Consider the following 13,432-nt stretch of genomic DNA (forward strand, 5'->3'; position numbering starts at 1 on the left):
CGCGCGCAGGCCAGAGCGCGGGGCGTGAAGTTTGGGCGTAAGGCCGCCCTCACCCCTCACCAGCGGGCCGAGGCGCTTGAAAGGCTCGCCGCTGGTGACACCCAACGCACAGTCGCGGCGCTGTTCGATGTTAGCCAAGCCACCATTTCACGCTTGATTGGCCGATAATCAACGGGCATGACCACATGCAAACATGCGGTCATGTAGGGACGTTCACATGCCAACAATCGCGATCATTAGTCAGAAGGGTGGCGCGGGAAAAACTACCCTCGCCTTGCATCTGGCCGCTGCGGCCGAGGATTCCGGGCATACCGCGCTAGTAATCGACCTGGACCCGCAGGCGACGGCAAGCCAATGGGCGGCTTGGCGGCAGGATGCGCCCCCGATCGTGATCGACAGCGCGCCCCCTCGCCTCACCGCCAAGATCGAGCAGGCCACGGCGCAGGGCGCGCAGTTCATAGTGATCGACACCCCGCCCCACGCCGATAGCGCCGCCAGTGCTGCCGTCGAGGCGGCCGACCTCGTGTTGATCCCATGTCGGCCGAGCGCGTTCGACCTGGCCGCGATCAAGACAACCGCCAGCCTTGTGAAGATGCGCGGCAAGCCCGCTTACGTGATCTTCACCGCCGGAAGCCCAACCGCTCCGCGCATGTATGAGGAAGCGGCGCAGCTCGTGCAGGATTATGGACTGGATGCTTGTCCGCACCACATCGCGGATCGCGCTGCTTTCCGCCACGCGGCGGCCGAGGGAAAAACGGCGATGGAGGTCGAGCCGAACGGCAAGGCGGCCGACGAAGTACGCGAACTTTACAAGTGGACATGCGGGCATGTAAACATGCAAGCATCTAGGAAGCGGAGGGCCAGCGCATGAGCCGGAAGGGATCATTGCTTTCATTGCGGGATCGCGATTCTGCGCCGTCGCCGGTGGCGACCGAGCCGGAGGCGCGGACGGCTGCGCCGATCGCCAGTAGCACCGGCAGCAGCCCGGTTGCACCGAGCCGTCAGGGCAAGAAGGCGATGACAGGCTATTTCAGCCCGGAAATGTCCTTCGCTATGCACATGACAGCCCGCAAGCATGGGATGAGTTTGCAGGACGCGATGGCCGAGGCGTTCAACGACTGGCTCCGCAAGATGGGGGAAAGTCCTGTAGGCAAGTGAGCATGTTCACATGCAAGCATGTCGCGACGGGACATGCTCACGCACCTTAAATTAAAAGCCGACTTCCGATCCCCCCTGAGTCTCGATGTATTCCTTGACCTCTTCGAAGTTCACCTCGTCCTCGCCCAATTCCTTGGCGATCATTGCGTAAACATCTGTTGCAAGCCCCGCATCGAATTTCGGGCTTTGTGGGTTGAGACGGTTTATGTCTTTGGGCCTCGCCATATGCTTCCTTCCATTACGCAATCAGCACGGCCTATAGCATCTGCCCTCCACGCTTCAACAAACGCTGCGGTCTCGTAAATCCGCCCTTATCGCCGAACCATAATGTTTGCATGTGGGCTTGCTCACATGGGGTCATCGGAGTGGCTTGCGCTCGTGACGCTTCTTGCAGAAGCCGAGGAACGCCCCGGCGGGACTTTTCAGTTCCGGCTTGCCCATGTCATGCCACCACGACACCCATTCATCATAGAGCGCATAAACGTCATAGCCTGGCGCGGCCGTCTTGGCGTCGTGCATGGTTTCCGGGTCGATATAGGGCGCATCGTCAGCGACGGCGACTGGATCGGGCTTGCTCTTGAGGCCGGAGCGATTGCGGAACAGAATAACGTCATCGGTCATCGTAACCGCATAGTCGGGGAAATGGCCGTGGTCCGCGTCATGCTCGCAGACCTTTTTGACCAAGGCTCGGAACACCCGAAGCGGGCTGTTGGAGCCACACTTCTTCTGTAGCAGTTCCAATCCGATCTTCCACTCGTCCTTCACGCCGCAATGCTTGCGGGCCAGTTCATACATGCGCCGTTCGAAGGGCTTGCGGAGCCGGAAATAGTCCCGGTGGAGGGTCAGGACGTTCTTGCTGATGACGGAGCGATACACCCATTCCGACAGGGTAATTTCAAGATCGAGCATCCGGCCATCGAACGTCTTGCGGGTGATATTGGCTTCTTCGATCAGGCCGAAAATCCGCGTCTCCTCGACCCCACCAGTTTGGATATTGGTCCGCACGGTGGTTCCGCGCAGGCGGGTGAGGGCATCGGCCATCAGCCGGTAGCCTTCGCCGCTGGTCTGCCGGTTGGTGGCAACGAGCATGTCATAGGCTTGCAGGCGCACGGTGCGGCTGGGCTGCTCGCCCTGGTTCATCTTCGCGACGAGCTGCGAAATGCAGTAGATCAGAATATCCTTGTCATGGATCGTCGCCAGCCCTTTGCCCGACGGGATAATCTCGATGACGTTGCCGTTATGCTCATAGCGCCGCGTCCGGTTGTCGGGCTTGGTCGAGAGCGAAAATACCGGATGCTCCATCGAGGCCATGTCGTCCTTCGGGATCGCGTCCAGCACGTCGCAGATGAACAAGTCCTGGTTGGGGTGGCGCACCGGCAGCAGGGGTGTCCGATCGTCGCCGTCCACCACTTCGGAAGGCGCAATGTCAAACAGGGTAGGGGCGGGGTCTATCGTCATTTCAGTAACAGACAGCTACTATCGTCATTTCACATACGCAAGCGGATTATCGTCATTTCAGATTCATCCCCGCTGCTATCGTCATTTCGATTACGCTTGGCGGGCGACAGTCTATCGTCAGAGTAGATTCACCCTATCGTCACTCTGGATTCGCTTTTTCGTCATAGTGGATTCACCGGAAAGAGATTTCCCGGAAGAAAACACTACAATATCAATAATTTATGGAAATACCAAAATCCCGTAACACATCACTTAACCCATATTTTAACACTAGGCGGGTGTGGATAACTTCGGGCCACGCGATCTGAAAAGGCAGAGGGGACGGCTTCGCCATGCTAAAAGGACGACCGCTAACGCGGTCGGCGCAATTTGTTTATTGGAATTAGGTAAGATCGAACGTTGACGCTCAACCATCAACGCCAACACAAGCTGCAAGGTCGTAAATTGGCTTTCCAGAGAAGCCAGGAGGATAGGGTGCGCTCCCCTCAGCCGGGATCAGATAATCCTGAGAACTCGCGCTGATCGTAATATCGAATCTTCTCCACGATCAGCGGGGCCTGACCCTGGAGCATCAGCAGTTGGTCGGTGGGCCGCATCCGCATGATTTCGTCGGGGTTCATGAGGTTGCGGGCGCTGATCTGGGTGCTGGCCGAGCGGGTGAGCTTGCCGCCGTCGATCATGCTGGCCTGGGAATAGCCCGCCGTCTGATATTCAAGGGTTTCCTGCCCCAGCGTCTTCGACAGCAGTTCGGCGGTGGCGAGGTCGTTCACCCCGAACGCCTGAAACACCCCGGCGTTCGACAGGAAGGTGCCCGCCCGCTCGCCATAGAGGGCGCGCAACTGGTGCATGTCCTGCAAGATCGGCCAGAGCTGCAACCCGTATCCCGCCATCAGACCCATGGCGCGCTCGACAGGTTCCAACCTGCCCAGGGCGGCGAACTCATCGAGCAGGAACAGGACGGGCCGCGCGGGTTTGACCGGCGAGCGCGCCATGTCGGTGAGCGCCTGGGCGACCAGCAGGCGCAACCAGCGCGAATAGGCGTCGAGCCGGTCAGGGGGGAGGCACAGAAACACCGTGGAAACCCCTTCCTTCAACCCCGCGAAGGTGAAGTCAGATGCCGATGTGCTGGCGACGATCCGGGGGCTGTCGAGGAAATGGGTGTGCCGCTGGGCCGAGGACAACACGCCTGCGGCCTCGCGATCGGACTTGCCGAGCTGGCGGTTGGCGGCGCGGGCGATTAGGCCACCGGCGCCGCGGCTGTCCTGCATCAGCGTAAGCAAGTCGGCGAACGCCTTGGGAGCGAGCGTAAGATAGTCGCGCACGGTCGCCAGGGTGCGATGCTCGCGGTCCTCATGGACCACGGCATAGAGGATCAGCCCGGCGATCAGCGCCTTGGCTTCCTCGTTCCAATGGGCATCGCCGCCTTGCCCCGCTGGATCGTGGACCAGGGCGTCGGCCAACGTCATCGCGTCTTCGGCCAGATCGAGGCTGGCCGGGTCGAGCCGGTCGAGGGGATTGTAGCGGGCAGGGGGTTGCCCCGAAACCTCGAACGGGTCGAGGCACCAGACCTTGCCCTTACCAGTGCGTGCCCTGGCGGTGACGCGGGCGTTCTCGCCCTTGGGGTCGATGCAGATCACCGCGCGGTCGAGGGTCAGCAGATTGGGAATGATGGTGCCCACGCCCTTGCCGCTGCGCGTCGGGGCCATGGTCAGCAGATGGGCGGGACCGCCATAGCGCAGCAGCTTGCCCGACTTGGCCGAGCGGCCAATGAGCAGATCGCCGCCGTTGGTTTCCAGGCCGCGCACATCGGCGCGTGATCCGAACGCGGCCGAGCCGAGAAGCTCGTTGCGACCGAAACGCCGGTTGAACTTCCAGACAGCCACTCCGAAGGCCACCAGTGCGGCCCAGGCGATGGTGCTGGCGATCGACTCCGGGAGCAGCTTGCCGAGCAGCCATTGGGTGCCGATCAGGACGACGATGCCCCCGACGACAGCGACACCGCCGCTGATACCCCGTTCACCCCCAACCAGCGGCCCCGCCATCATTCCTTCTCCTTCAGCCGCTTGAGCAGAGGGGCCATCAACGCATGGTCGCGCTCACGGGTGAGGAACATCGGCAACTCGCGTTGCAACAGGGGGGCGAGCTGGCGGCCCGTGGGCGTGTCCTCGTCCAGGTGGTGGAGGATGAACGCGCCCAGCATGATGCGCTCGCGGGTTTCGGCCTTGCGACGTTCGGTCGAGACGCGGGCCTCAAGCGCCTTTCGCCGTTCGCGCAACTTGCGCTCGTCCTCGCGCATTTTCTCAAGGCGTGTCTCTACCGGGGTGCGTGCCATGCCGTCCTCCTATGGCAATTGGCTATATCAAACGAACCGCAAAGAGGCTACCTTAACGAAGATAAGGGCACGCTTATACATTGCTTCGCAATGTGCGTGGTCCTCGTGGGGGCTTTGCCCCCGCCGGACGGCTTCCCCCTTAAGTGAAGTAAGGAAGAAGGCGCGCGGCCCGTGGCGATCTACCATTGCTCCGTCAAAGTGATTTCGCGGGCCAGCGGGCGCAGCGCAGTCGCCGCCGCCGCCTATCGGTCGGGCGAGCGGCTGACCGACGAGCGCCTGGGCAAATGTCACGACTACACGCGCAAGTCGGACATTGAGCATCGGGAGATCATGGCCCCCGACCGCACGCCCGACTGGATGCTCGATCGTTCCAGCCTGTGGAACGGTGTCGAGGCGGCGGAGAAGCGCAAGGACGCGCAGCTCGCCCGTGAGGTCGAAATCTCCCTTCCGCGTGAACTGGACGCGGAAGCGCGGTGCGCCCTGGTCGACAGCTATGTGCGCGAGCAGTTCGTGTCCCAAGGCATGATCGCGGACGTGTCGCTGCATCGCGGCCATTCGGCAGACGGGCAGGAGCAGCCGCACGCGCATGTCATGCTGACCATGCGCGACCTGACCGGCGAGGGGTTCGGAAAGAAGAACCGGGACTGGAACGCGGCCGAGCGGCTTGAGGGATGGCGCGCGGCCTGGGCGGACCATGCCAATCGCGCCTTGGAGCGGGCCGGGTGCGATGAGCGCATCGACCATCGGTCCTTGAAGGATCAGCGCGAGGCGGCGCGGGAGCGGGGGGACGCGGAGAAGGCGGACGACCTCGATCGCGAGCCGCTAGGCAAGGTGCCGTTGGCGGCGGTGGCGATGGAGCGCAAGGGCGCGCCCACCGATCGCGGCGACGAGCAGCGGGCGGTGCAGGCGCGCAACCAGGAACGGCGCGAGCTGACGCAGCAGTTCCGCGATCTCAGTGCCAGGATCGCGGAAACCATGCGCGGCCTGGGCGAGAAGGCCAAGGATATGGCGCAGGGGTTGCGCGACCGTCTCAGCGCGGCATGGGGCAGCCAGGCCGAGGATCGCGGCGCGGCCGAGCGGATCGCGGAGGCGACGGCGAAGCGGGTGGAGCGCGACCGCGATACCCCGGAGCCAGGGAGCGCCGCCGATCGTATCGCGTCCCGAATGGGCAAGGCAGGCAAACCCCACGACCAGGCCGCGCATGATCGCCAGCGCCAGCGTGACAGAGATAGGGACCGCGAACGATGATGCCATCGGAATTGACAAATGTACATACAAATGCCATTCTCTGGCATGGATAGCAAAAGTGTCGCTGGCTTCGATTGGGATGAAGGCAACCAGGCGAAATGCCAGAAACATGGTGTCACGCTGGCGGAAATTGAAAGCGTGTTCGCCGGGACGCCGTCCATAGGGCCAGATGTGGCACATTCGACGGTAGAGACGCGCTTTCTGGCGATCGGCCGCGCTAGCAGTGGCCGTCATGTGTTTCTGGCCTTCACCTGGCGCGAACGGGATGGGGCCAGATTTATCCGTCCGATAAGCGCCCGTTATATGCACGCCAAGGAGGTGCGGCACTATGAGCAAGGATAAACCCCTTCCGCTGTTGTCCAGCGATGAGGAGGCCGAGGATTTCGTCGGTTCCGCCGATCTTACCGGCTATGATCTTTCTGCGCTTACGCCTACGCGGTTTGAGTTCAGCAGCAAGGATGCGCGGGTCAACATGCGTTTGCCCGCCGAGTTGCTGGAGCAGGTCAAGGCGACAGCCGCCAGCAAGGGCATGCCGTATCAGCGGTTCATTCGCCAGGCGCTGGAGCAGGCGCTGCATCGTTAAGGCTGTCGAACACCATGGATGACAGCGACGATCCGGTGATGGCGCTGCTAGCGACCCAGCGGGCGGTGCTGGCGGCGGTGGAAAATCTGGCGGGGCAAGTCGAGGCGATGCAGGCCAAGGTGGACGCCATGGGCGAGACGCTGGCCCAGTTCGTCGCCGGCAGCGCCGGCGCATCGGGGGGCGGCGTCGATCGCGTAATAACGCTAGGCGACAGGTTTCGGGCGGCGACGGCCGAGGAAGCTGCTCGCGATCCAGAATTGCGGGCGGCGCAGGGAAATTACATTGTGGCCCAGGCGATCGCCAAGGGGCTGAACAAGGGTGATCCTGACGGCGCTGCCCGTGATGCGGAGCGGGTACGGGAATGGATCGCGGATCAGCTTGACCGGGGCCGGGTGTTCGAGCCGGGCAAGGTGCGGAGCGGTGAAAACGGCACCGTCGCGGTGGTGGAGCCAATCCACGAAGAGATGTTTCCGGGGCGAGTCAGGGCGCAGCGGCCCGATCGCGAGCGGTAAGCGCTCTCATGCCATTACACTATGTGCATCATCGAAAGCGGCCCGAAAGTCATAGGACCGTATCACCTGGCCGGAGTTGAGTTTCTCTTTGGCGCAGGCTGCACGATTAGCCCAGACTTGGTGCGCCAGTGCTTGATTATGTTTGCAATAATCCGCCAGCGCAGCCGTCACCGGGAAGCGTTCGATGAGATCAACCGTAACGTGGAACCCGTCTCCATAAGTCCGCCAGTAATCATAGAAAAGCTTGGATGAGAGAACTTGCAAGACAAGCCCACGCTCATCTTCGGAGTGTGCTTTGATTGGTATGCAGCCCGGGCCAAATTTCTCGAAGTCTCTGATACCGATATAGTTCCGTGCGACACCACCGACTGCGAATGCTGGCTTTCCTATCTTGGACAAAAAGGTGCGAAGTGGTCGCGCGCCGCTTGCCCCGCGCATATAGTCGGCCAGCATGTCCGATGCCGGTCTAGGTATTTGCCCGCTCAAATCATCGTTGCTGAATGCACGAAACGCCGGGACGGTGGATAGCACGGTTGCGCGTTCGGCCGAAGGCCAGCTTAGGAGGGGGGATGCCTCGCGAAGTGTTGGGTCAGGGCCGCCAATATTGAGAATAGTGCAGCGCTGGCTGTTAGCCCGGTTCGTGTTCGTGCTGTCGGGTTTTCCTGCCTTAAAAAGACAGTCGGGAATATTGTCGTAACTGGATGCGCTGATGCCCATTCCCGCCGCTCGGATCGTAGCCCGTAGGTCCGCATAATCGCGGCTGAAGCATACCGAAAGGGGGAGGATCAGGCTCACCCCCTTCACACCGCGATATGAGAGCATCACCTCCACGAAATCGGCATACAGGTTGCGCCAACGAGACCCACGAGCATTAGAAATGAAAGGAGGATTCCCGGTGAAAACGACGTTAGCGATGGCGCTCGTTTTCGCCCATTCAAGAAAGTCTTTCTGGGCAGGGCCGATACCGTCGAAGTTCACGCCAACTGCACGCTCGATCTCTCGCAAACGTTCGGAGAAGAACCGTAGCGCGGCCAAATTGATGTCCACAACATGGAAGCGCAAGCTGGTGAGGTTTTCCGGCGTGGCTCCGAGCAGGGCTGCCTTCTTGAGAAAGCTGAACACAAACATGCCCGACCCGGCCGAGGGTTCCACCAGGTCAGTGGATGCGATGAACGTGAGCAGCGAGTTGAGGTCGCAAATATGGTGATGGCGGAAGAACAAATCCCAGAAATGGCCTGCCACGTCTGCGGGCGTGTAATATGATCCGCTTGCCTTGCGTTGCTGCGAGGGGTCGTTTCCGCCTTGGCGGGACAATTCTAATTCTGCGGCCTCGGCTGCGATGATCGCTTGGTCGATCACGCTGAGCCAGTTGCTTTGCGCTTGCCGAGATTTCGACCGGGTAGATGCGAGACGGTTCATTATCGCTTCCTAGCTCTGGTGCTCTCGATCGCAAACAACAGAGTAGGAAGTGTCACATGTTCTTGTTTTGTTCAATGGGCAAGATATGGTCCCGTCTCGCCTACGCTGCCATAACGACCGCCCGGACGCGCTCGGCGTCGAGGGCGGTTCCATCGGCGAAACGCTCAAGAGCCTGTAAACCCGATAATCGTTTCACCTTTACGGTCGTTTCCGGCAGGCCAGAAAGATCAACTTGGCCGTCCGACCAGAACCCCTCCTCGTGCTCAGGCCCTGGCACTACGAATATGTTGTAAGTCCGGGTAAGGCCACGGTCGCGCGCGGCACCGGAAAGGCAACGCTGATACCAAAGCTGCTTGGCGACATCGTTTACACCAGGCTGACCTTGTAGGTGCGGCGGCATGGATAGCCGATAATATTTGGCATCGGCTATCAGCAGATGTTCGTCTGCGCCGTCCCTAATACGGGTCACTATGTCTGGCGCGAACGTGTCAGCAGCTTGGATGTGACCTTCGGCCGAGCGCCACGTTGGGCGAGGTATATGGACTTGCCATTGATCCCGTTCGTTGCCCAAGGCAAGTGCACATGCCTTTTCCCAAACGTCATAGAACGAACTTGTGCCATACAGCGCAAGGTTGGCGCTCTCGGCTTTCTCTATCGCGGTCAGCCATGCAAGAAGCATGGGTAGAAGCTGCATCGCTCGGTCAGAAAAGGCGTCACGCATCTCCTGCCGAATCCTGGCCTGGCACAAGGATAAGGCAGGCAGATCGCCAAAGGGTTCGAATGGCTCATGGTCTAGGTTGAGAGGTCCATAGCCCAGAAGATAGCCGAACGATTGGGCAGCACTCTCCACAATCTGCCTGTGCAACCGGCTGACGAAGTAATCGCGATCCTTCGCGGCCGATCGTGTCACAGTATCCACATAGACTGGCCGCCCTGACGATAGCACGGGCACCATACGCTCGATCGTGCGGCGCCAGCTTACCTGCCCTGACCCGCTGATTTCCTCGCGGTCACGGAGGCGGCGGTAGATGCCAGCACTGAGATAATCTCGAATGAGCCAGTCCGCGAGGGCGAGCGCGTTTAGGTCGGTGTGACTTGCGGTCGGATCGAGGAATGGAGCCTCATCCCGGTGTTGCGGCTGCCACCGGGCATAGCGACGCAACGCGCGGATAACTTGCCGCATGGTGGATGTGACATTGGCGGACGAAGCCGGGAAAATCTTCGGCAGGATTTGAAAGCTGCGCCCGCCAGCGACCGCAACCCCGACGAAACGAACACGCAATGCGCCGTCCTTATCAGGAGCAAGCACGCCGTTTTGGATCAGCGCGTTTCTCATTTCCGGCTCGGGGAAGAGTGTCGTCACCCGCGCGGATGACAACACCTCTTCCTCGGTGAGAAGTTCAGCTCCCTTGGTCGGCTGCACCGAAGTCTATTCCCTCGGCAAAAACCGGATCGCCCTTCTCATAGGAGTCGGCGAGCGCGCCGTAGCTAAGTGATGCCCCCCTAAACAGGGCTTCGGGATTGTGGCGCACCACGTCATCCCGGAGGTATAGTAGAAGCTTGTTCCTGAATGCTTGGCCGTTCTCCAATTCCTCTTGGCGCATGAAGAATGGGCCAAGAAGTCGATCCTCTGGCACCTCCCGCTTGCGAAGGTGGTCATTGATCGCGGCCCGAAAGGTGTTCCACGGTACGCTTCCGCCAAGGAAGTTCAGGTGGATCATCCACTCGGCCGTCACGTCCTCGGACGCATTTAGGGGCACATATTCGAAGGTCCAGCGCCGTTTGAACGCAGCGTCCAAGGGCATAACGCCCTGGTCAGCGCTGTTCATGGTAGCCCATAAATATAGGTTCGCGGGGAGCCGAACCGATGCGGGTAAACCATGTGAGCGCAAATAGTCGCGCGCTTCGGTCGGCATCATCACCGGGAACTTGCCGACACCCTGGTTATCGCGATCAAGAAGCTGGAATACCTCGCCGAACACGGCTGGCGCATTCGCCCGGTTCAATTCCTCAATGACCAAGACAAATTTATGTCCAGGGTTTTTCAGGGCGCGGACCAGCAGCCGAAGAAAGGGACCAGGGACGAACGCATAGTCTATCAGCGGCTCGTGCTTTCCCGCGTCCGTCACCTTATCGGCCGCAAGAAGCGATCCCGATCCCTCACGATAAAGTGGCACCGGCCGGTATGCTCCGACTAGCTGTCCGTAGGTGTAGTCTGGGTGGAACGTCACCCGCTCATGTAACGTCTCGTCGCCGAAATAGGCGCTCACCTCGCTGTCGAGCCGGTGGCTCTTGCCGGTGCCAGGAGCGCCATAAAGAATGCGGTTGCGGGGTAGATCAGCTGGGACGGCATTAGGGGGGACGTTTATTTCGTCGGTAGATTCGTCTCCCGCAGCTTCATCTGGTTCTCCATCGAGCGACGTCTTGATGAGGTTTTGGTCCACGATGACCTTTTCGTGGAGGTCGTGCATGTTTTCGACATAATAGGCGAGAAGGTCGGGTTGAAAGCAACAAACTAGCCGATTCTTGCCATCAATCGATTGGCCAAAGCCATTTCGCATGGCGTCCGCCAGTGCCGGAACGCGGACGTAACAACTGCTGGGCTGCGCGTGATTGCGATAGGCAGCCGCGTCCCAAGCCGAGACGACCGTTTTGCCGTCGCGGATATACATGCCGAGCAACAGGCACCGCTCCGGGCCGTCATTGGGTAGTTCGAACTCGCGCTTGTGTTCAGCATAGTCACGGCTGAGCTGGATGCGCTTCTCCTCGGCGTGCCGACTGGCATAGGCGAGGTTAGGGAAGACGAACACGTTCAGTTTGTATGAGCGATCGCCGCGAGAAACCTGCATGACCGTTCGCCTCTTTGGCTCATCGGACGACATGTTTTCAATTTTCCAGCCCCGCGCTGTGAAGCCGTCGAGAAGCACGGCCTCGCGCTGCTGCATCGTGGGGTGGTCAGGGTCATAGTCATCGACCATGCGCCCATCCGCAGTGGCTTGCTTGCTGATTTTCGCCATGATTACAGGTGCTCAATCAGGTGACGGACCATCACCTCGCCCAGCAGGCATGGGACGGCATTGCCGATTTGCCTTTGAACCGAACGGCGGTTGCCCACGAATTTGTAATCCTTCGGAAATGTCTGAATGCCAGCAATCTCCGGGACACGAAGCCTCCGGCTCGTCCAATGGAATGGCCCTACCCAAGGTCCAGGCTGGGCGGCGATCGTAATGGATGGCTCGTCGGGATGAAGCTTGTGGAGGAAATTCCAGAAACGGCCACCAGCGCGAAATGTGCGGCCACGATATCCGTCTAGGTGCGCCAGTGCCATATAGTTACGGCCTGGCGGAACACTGGCGAGTTCGTGAGCATAAGTTCCGTGCTCGGTGATCTCACTGGGTTCGAAATACTTTTTCGCTTCATACCCCTTCATGAATTTATTCACCCCCTCATACGGCTTCAAGCCGTCCATATCGGGCGTTGCAGAATGGGTGGGATTTGGCGGAGGAGGGGCAACCCGTCCACGCTTACGCACACCGAAAATGAACACGCGCTTGCGCTTTTGCGGCACGCCATAATCAGCAGAGTTGGCTTTATGGAGCGTGCAACGATACCCGAGCGCGTCTGCTAAGCTAAGAAATTCTTCGACAACATGCTTGTTCGTAGGGTGCAAAAGACTTTCTACGTTTTCAAAAAGAAATCCCGTAGGCTTTGCTTCTTCAACAGCACGTAGAAATTCAGACAACATGTTCCGAGGATCATGCTCAATCAGCCGATTTTCGTTTTTCACCCAATACCCGTTCTTAGAGAACGGCTGGCAGGGGGGGCCTCCTATTATAATCTTCGGACCCCGGCTGCTTTGATGCTCGCGAAAATCGAGAGTGGCGATATCTGCGTGATCGATACGTAAATCGGGGAAGTTGGCGCGCAGCGTAGCGACGGAATCATTATCAATCTCGACGCAACGAATGATACGAGCACCCGCCTGCTTCGCCCCCATATCAAGGCCCCCAGCCCCCGAAAACAGTCCTATGCAATCAACCACTAATAACGGCCCTTTACGTGATGCTTAACCTACGCCAGTCCGCTGCGTAGCACTGCTTAGCTTTGCCCGGAAGGCGCTTGCCTGATCCGAAAATCACAATTTTTGCATAAGGCCTAAAAGCGCCGAAATCTGCGCTCTTTCATGATGCAAAAATCTGATGCAGAATCGTGCCATGATTTATGGCTACGCGCGCGTCTCCACCAACGGCCAGGATTTGGCCCAGCAGTTCGCCCAGCTTACCGCTGCCGGATGCGTAAAAATCTATCGCGAGAAGATCAGCGGTGCGTCGGCCGAGCGGCCCCAGCTCAAGCGCGCGATCGGCGCGCTTGATCCTGGCGATGTGTTGATGGTGACGGCCACGGACCGGCTTGCCCGCAACACGCGCGACCTGTTGAATACCCTCCACATGGTAAAGGAGGCTGGCGCTGGCTTTCGTTCGATCGCGGAGCCGATGCTGGACACAACCTCTCAACTTGCCGAGGTCGTGATCGCCGTCTTGGGCGTAGCGGCGAGTTGGGAGAGGCAACGTATCATCGAGCGCACCACCGCTGGACGCGCGCAGGCCAGAGCGCGGGGCGTGAAGTTTGGGCGTAAGGCCGCCCTCACCCCTCACCAGCGGGCCGAGGCGCTTGAAAGGCTCGCCGCTGGTGACACCCAACGCACAGTCGCGGCGCTGTTCG

16 protein-coding genes are annotated in these 13,432 nt (G+C 60.0%); 8 read left to right on the plus strand and 8 right to left on the minus strand.

Going from position 1 to position 13,432, the window contains the following annotated elements:
* The 3 genes from HHL26_RS23625 to HHL26_RS23635 form a co-directional block, all read left to right on the plus strand.
* A partial coding sequence (locus tag HHL26_RS23625; RefSeq protein WP_169576882.1) for a helix-turn-helix domain-containing protein occupies positions 1-168 on the plus strand: 168 nt, incomplete at its 5' end.
* 49 nt (positions 169-217) lie between these two features.
* Positions 218-871, plus strand: a complete 654-nt coding sequence (gene parA, locus HHL26_RS23630; protein ID WP_169576883.1) for a ParA family partition ATPase — start codon at positions 218-220, stop codon at positions 869-871.
* Positions 868-1,158: a ribbon-helix-helix domain-containing protein gene (locus HHL26_RS23635; protein WP_169576884.1), complete on the plus strand. Its 291-nt coding sequence runs from the start codon at positions 868-870 to the stop codon at positions 1,156-1,158. The genes parA and HHL26_RS23635 overlap by 4 nt, the downstream gene beginning before the upstream one ends.
* Positions 1,159-1,209: 51 nt before the next feature.
* Here HHL26_RS23635 and HHL26_RS23640 read toward each other — a convergent pair whose 3' ends face one another.
* From HHL26_RS23640 to HHL26_RS23655, 4 genes are all read right to left on the minus strand, one after another.
* Complete coding sequence (locus tag HHL26_RS23640; protein WP_169576885.1) at positions 1,210-1,383, minus strand: hypothetical protein; 174 nt, start codon at positions 1,381-1,383, stop codon at positions 1,210-1,212.
* A 132-nt stretch (positions 1,384-1,515) separates the two neighbouring features.
* Entirely contained in the window at positions 1,516-2,616 is a 1,101-nt protein-coding gene (locus tag HHL26_RS23645) for a replication initiator protein A (protein WP_169576886.1), read from the minus strand.
* A gap of 485 nt (positions 2,617-3,101) precedes the next feature.
* Positions 3,102-4,658 (minus strand): type IV secretory system conjugative DNA transfer family protein, encoded by a 1,557-nt coding sequence (locus tag HHL26_RS23650; protein ID WP_169576894.1) that lies wholly within the window; start codon positions 4,656-4,658, stop codon positions 3,102-3,104.
* Positions 4,658-4,948, minus strand: coding sequence for a mobilization protein (locus HHL26_RS23655; RefSeq protein WP_169576887.1), 291 nt, complete (start codon positions 4,946-4,948; stop codon positions 4,658-4,660). Before HHL26_RS23655 ends, HHL26_RS23650 begins: the two co-directional genes overlap by 1 nt.
* 171 nt (positions 4,949-5,119) lie before the next feature.
* Here HHL26_RS23655 and mobQ point away from each other — a divergent pair, with 171 nt between their 5' ends.
* Genes mobQ through HHL26_RS23675 form a run of 4 tightly spaced genes read left to right on the plus strand, consistent with a single transcriptional unit; the run spans position 5,120 to position 7,291 of the window.
* Complete coding sequence (gene mobQ, locus HHL26_RS23660; RefSeq protein ID WP_169576888.1) at positions 5,120-6,196, plus strand: MobQ family relaxase; 1,077 nt, start codon at positions 5,120-5,122, stop codon at positions 6,194-6,196.
* 18 nt (positions 6,197-6,214) lie between these two features.
* On the plus strand, positions 6,215-6,538 hold the full coding sequence (locus HHL26_RS23665; RefSeq protein WP_206377608.1) for a BrnT family toxin: 324 nt from the start codon (positions 6,215-6,217) through the stop codon (positions 6,536-6,538).
* The gene (locus tag HHL26_RS23670; RefSeq protein ID WP_021239677.1) at positions 6,525-6,779 is read left to right on the plus strand and encodes a CopG family antitoxin; all 255 of its coding nucleotides are present in this window, start codon (positions 6,525-6,527) and stop codon (positions 6,777-6,779) included. Before HHL26_RS23665 ends, HHL26_RS23670 begins: the two co-directional genes overlap by 14 nt.
* 14 nt (positions 6,780-6,793) lie before the next feature.
* Complete coding sequence (locus HHL26_RS23675; RefSeq protein ID WP_169576889.1) at positions 6,794-7,291, plus strand: hypothetical protein; 498 nt, start codon at positions 6,794-6,796, stop codon at positions 7,289-7,291.
* Between the two features lie 6 nt (positions 7,292-7,297).
* Here the strand turns inward: HHL26_RS23675 and HHL26_RS23680 are convergent, their stop codons facing one another.
* From HHL26_RS23680 to HHL26_RS23695, 4 genes are all read right to left on the minus strand, one after another.
* Positions 7,298-8,710 carry a hypothetical protein gene (locus HHL26_RS23680; protein WP_169576890.1) on the minus strand — a complete coding sequence of 471 codons (1,413 nt, stop codon included), beginning with the start codon at positions 8,708-8,710 and terminating at the stop codon, positions 7,298-7,300.
* 100 nt (positions 8,711-8,810) lie between these two features.
* Positions 8,811-10,133: an LlaJI family restriction endonuclease gene (locus tag HHL26_RS23685; RefSeq protein WP_169576891.1), complete on the minus strand. Its 1,323-nt coding sequence runs from the start codon at positions 10,131-10,133 to the stop codon at positions 8,811-8,813.
* Entirely contained in the window at positions 10,111-11,727 is a 1,617-nt protein-coding gene (locus tag HHL26_RS23690; RefSeq protein ID WP_169576892.1) for an AAA family ATPase, read from the minus strand. Before HHL26_RS23690 ends, HHL26_RS23685 begins: the two co-directional genes overlap by 23 nt.
* Positions 11,728-11,729: 2 nt before the next feature.
* On the minus strand, positions 11,730-12,752 hold the full coding sequence (locus tag HHL26_RS23695; protein ID WP_346765631.1) for a DNA cytosine methyltransferase: 1,023 nt from the start codon (positions 12,750-12,752) through the stop codon (positions 11,730-11,732).
* A 172-nt stretch (positions 12,753-12,924) separates the two neighbouring features.
* Here HHL26_RS23695 and HHL26_RS23700 point away from each other — a divergent pair.
* Positions 12,925-13,432 (plus strand): recombinase family protein (locus tag HHL26_RS23700; RefSeq protein WP_169576896.1); only part of this gene is annotated, 508 nt, incomplete at its 3' end.

Source organism: Sphingobium sp. TB-6 (genome assembly GCF_012927365.1).
GTDB lineage: Bacteria > Pseudomonadota > Alphaproteobacteria > Sphingomonadales > Sphingomonadaceae > Sphingobium.

What these genes read in the sequence shown, in the direction of transcription:
- HHL26_RS23655 (WP_169576887.1), bottom strand. Translation starts at nt 4,948, where the DNA reads ATGGCACGCACCCCGGTAGAGACACGCCTTGAGAAAATGCGCGAGGAC.
- HHL26_RS23665 (WP_206377608.1), top strand. Translation starts at nt 6,215, where the DNA reads ATGTACATACAAATGCCATTCTCTGGCATGGATAGCAAAAGTGTCGCT.
- HHL26_RS23645 (WP_169576886.1), bottom strand. Translation starts at nt 2,616, where the DNA reads ATGACGATAGACCCCGCCCCTACCCTGTTTGACATTGCGCCTTCCGAA.
- HHL26_RS23650 (WP_169576894.1), bottom strand. Translation starts at nt 4,658, where the DNA reads ATGGCGGGGCCGCTGGTTGGGGGTGAACGGGGTATCAGCGGCGGTGTC.
- HHL26_RS23640 (WP_169576885.1), bottom strand. Translation starts at nt 1,383, where the DNA reads ATGGCGAGGCCCAAAGACATAAACCGTCTCAACCCACAAAGCCCGAAA.
- HHL26_RS23635 (WP_169576884.1), top strand. Translation starts at nt 868, where the DNA reads ATGAGCCGGAAGGGATCATTGCTTTCATTGCGGGATCGCGATTCTGCG.
- parA (WP_169576883.1), top strand. Translation starts at nt 218, where the DNA reads ATGCCAACAATCGCGATCATTAGTCAGAAGGGTGGCGCGGGAAAAACT.
- HHL26_RS23690 (WP_169576892.1), bottom strand. Translation starts at nt 11,727, where the DNA reads ATGGCGAAAATCAGCAAGCAAGCCACTGCGGATGGGCGCATGGTCGAT.
- HHL26_RS23675 (WP_169576889.1), top strand. Translation starts at nt 6,794, where the DNA reads ATGGATGACAGCGACGATCCGGTGATGGCGCTGCTAGCGACCCAGCGG.
- HHL26_RS23670 (WP_021239677.1), top strand. Translation starts at nt 6,525, where the DNA reads ATGAGCAAGGATAAACCCCTTCCGCTGTTGTCCAGCGATGAGGAGGCC.
- HHL26_RS23680 (WP_169576890.1), bottom strand. Translation starts at nt 8,710, where the DNA reads ATGAACCGTCTCGCATCTACCCGGTCGAAATCTCGGCAAGCGCAAAGC.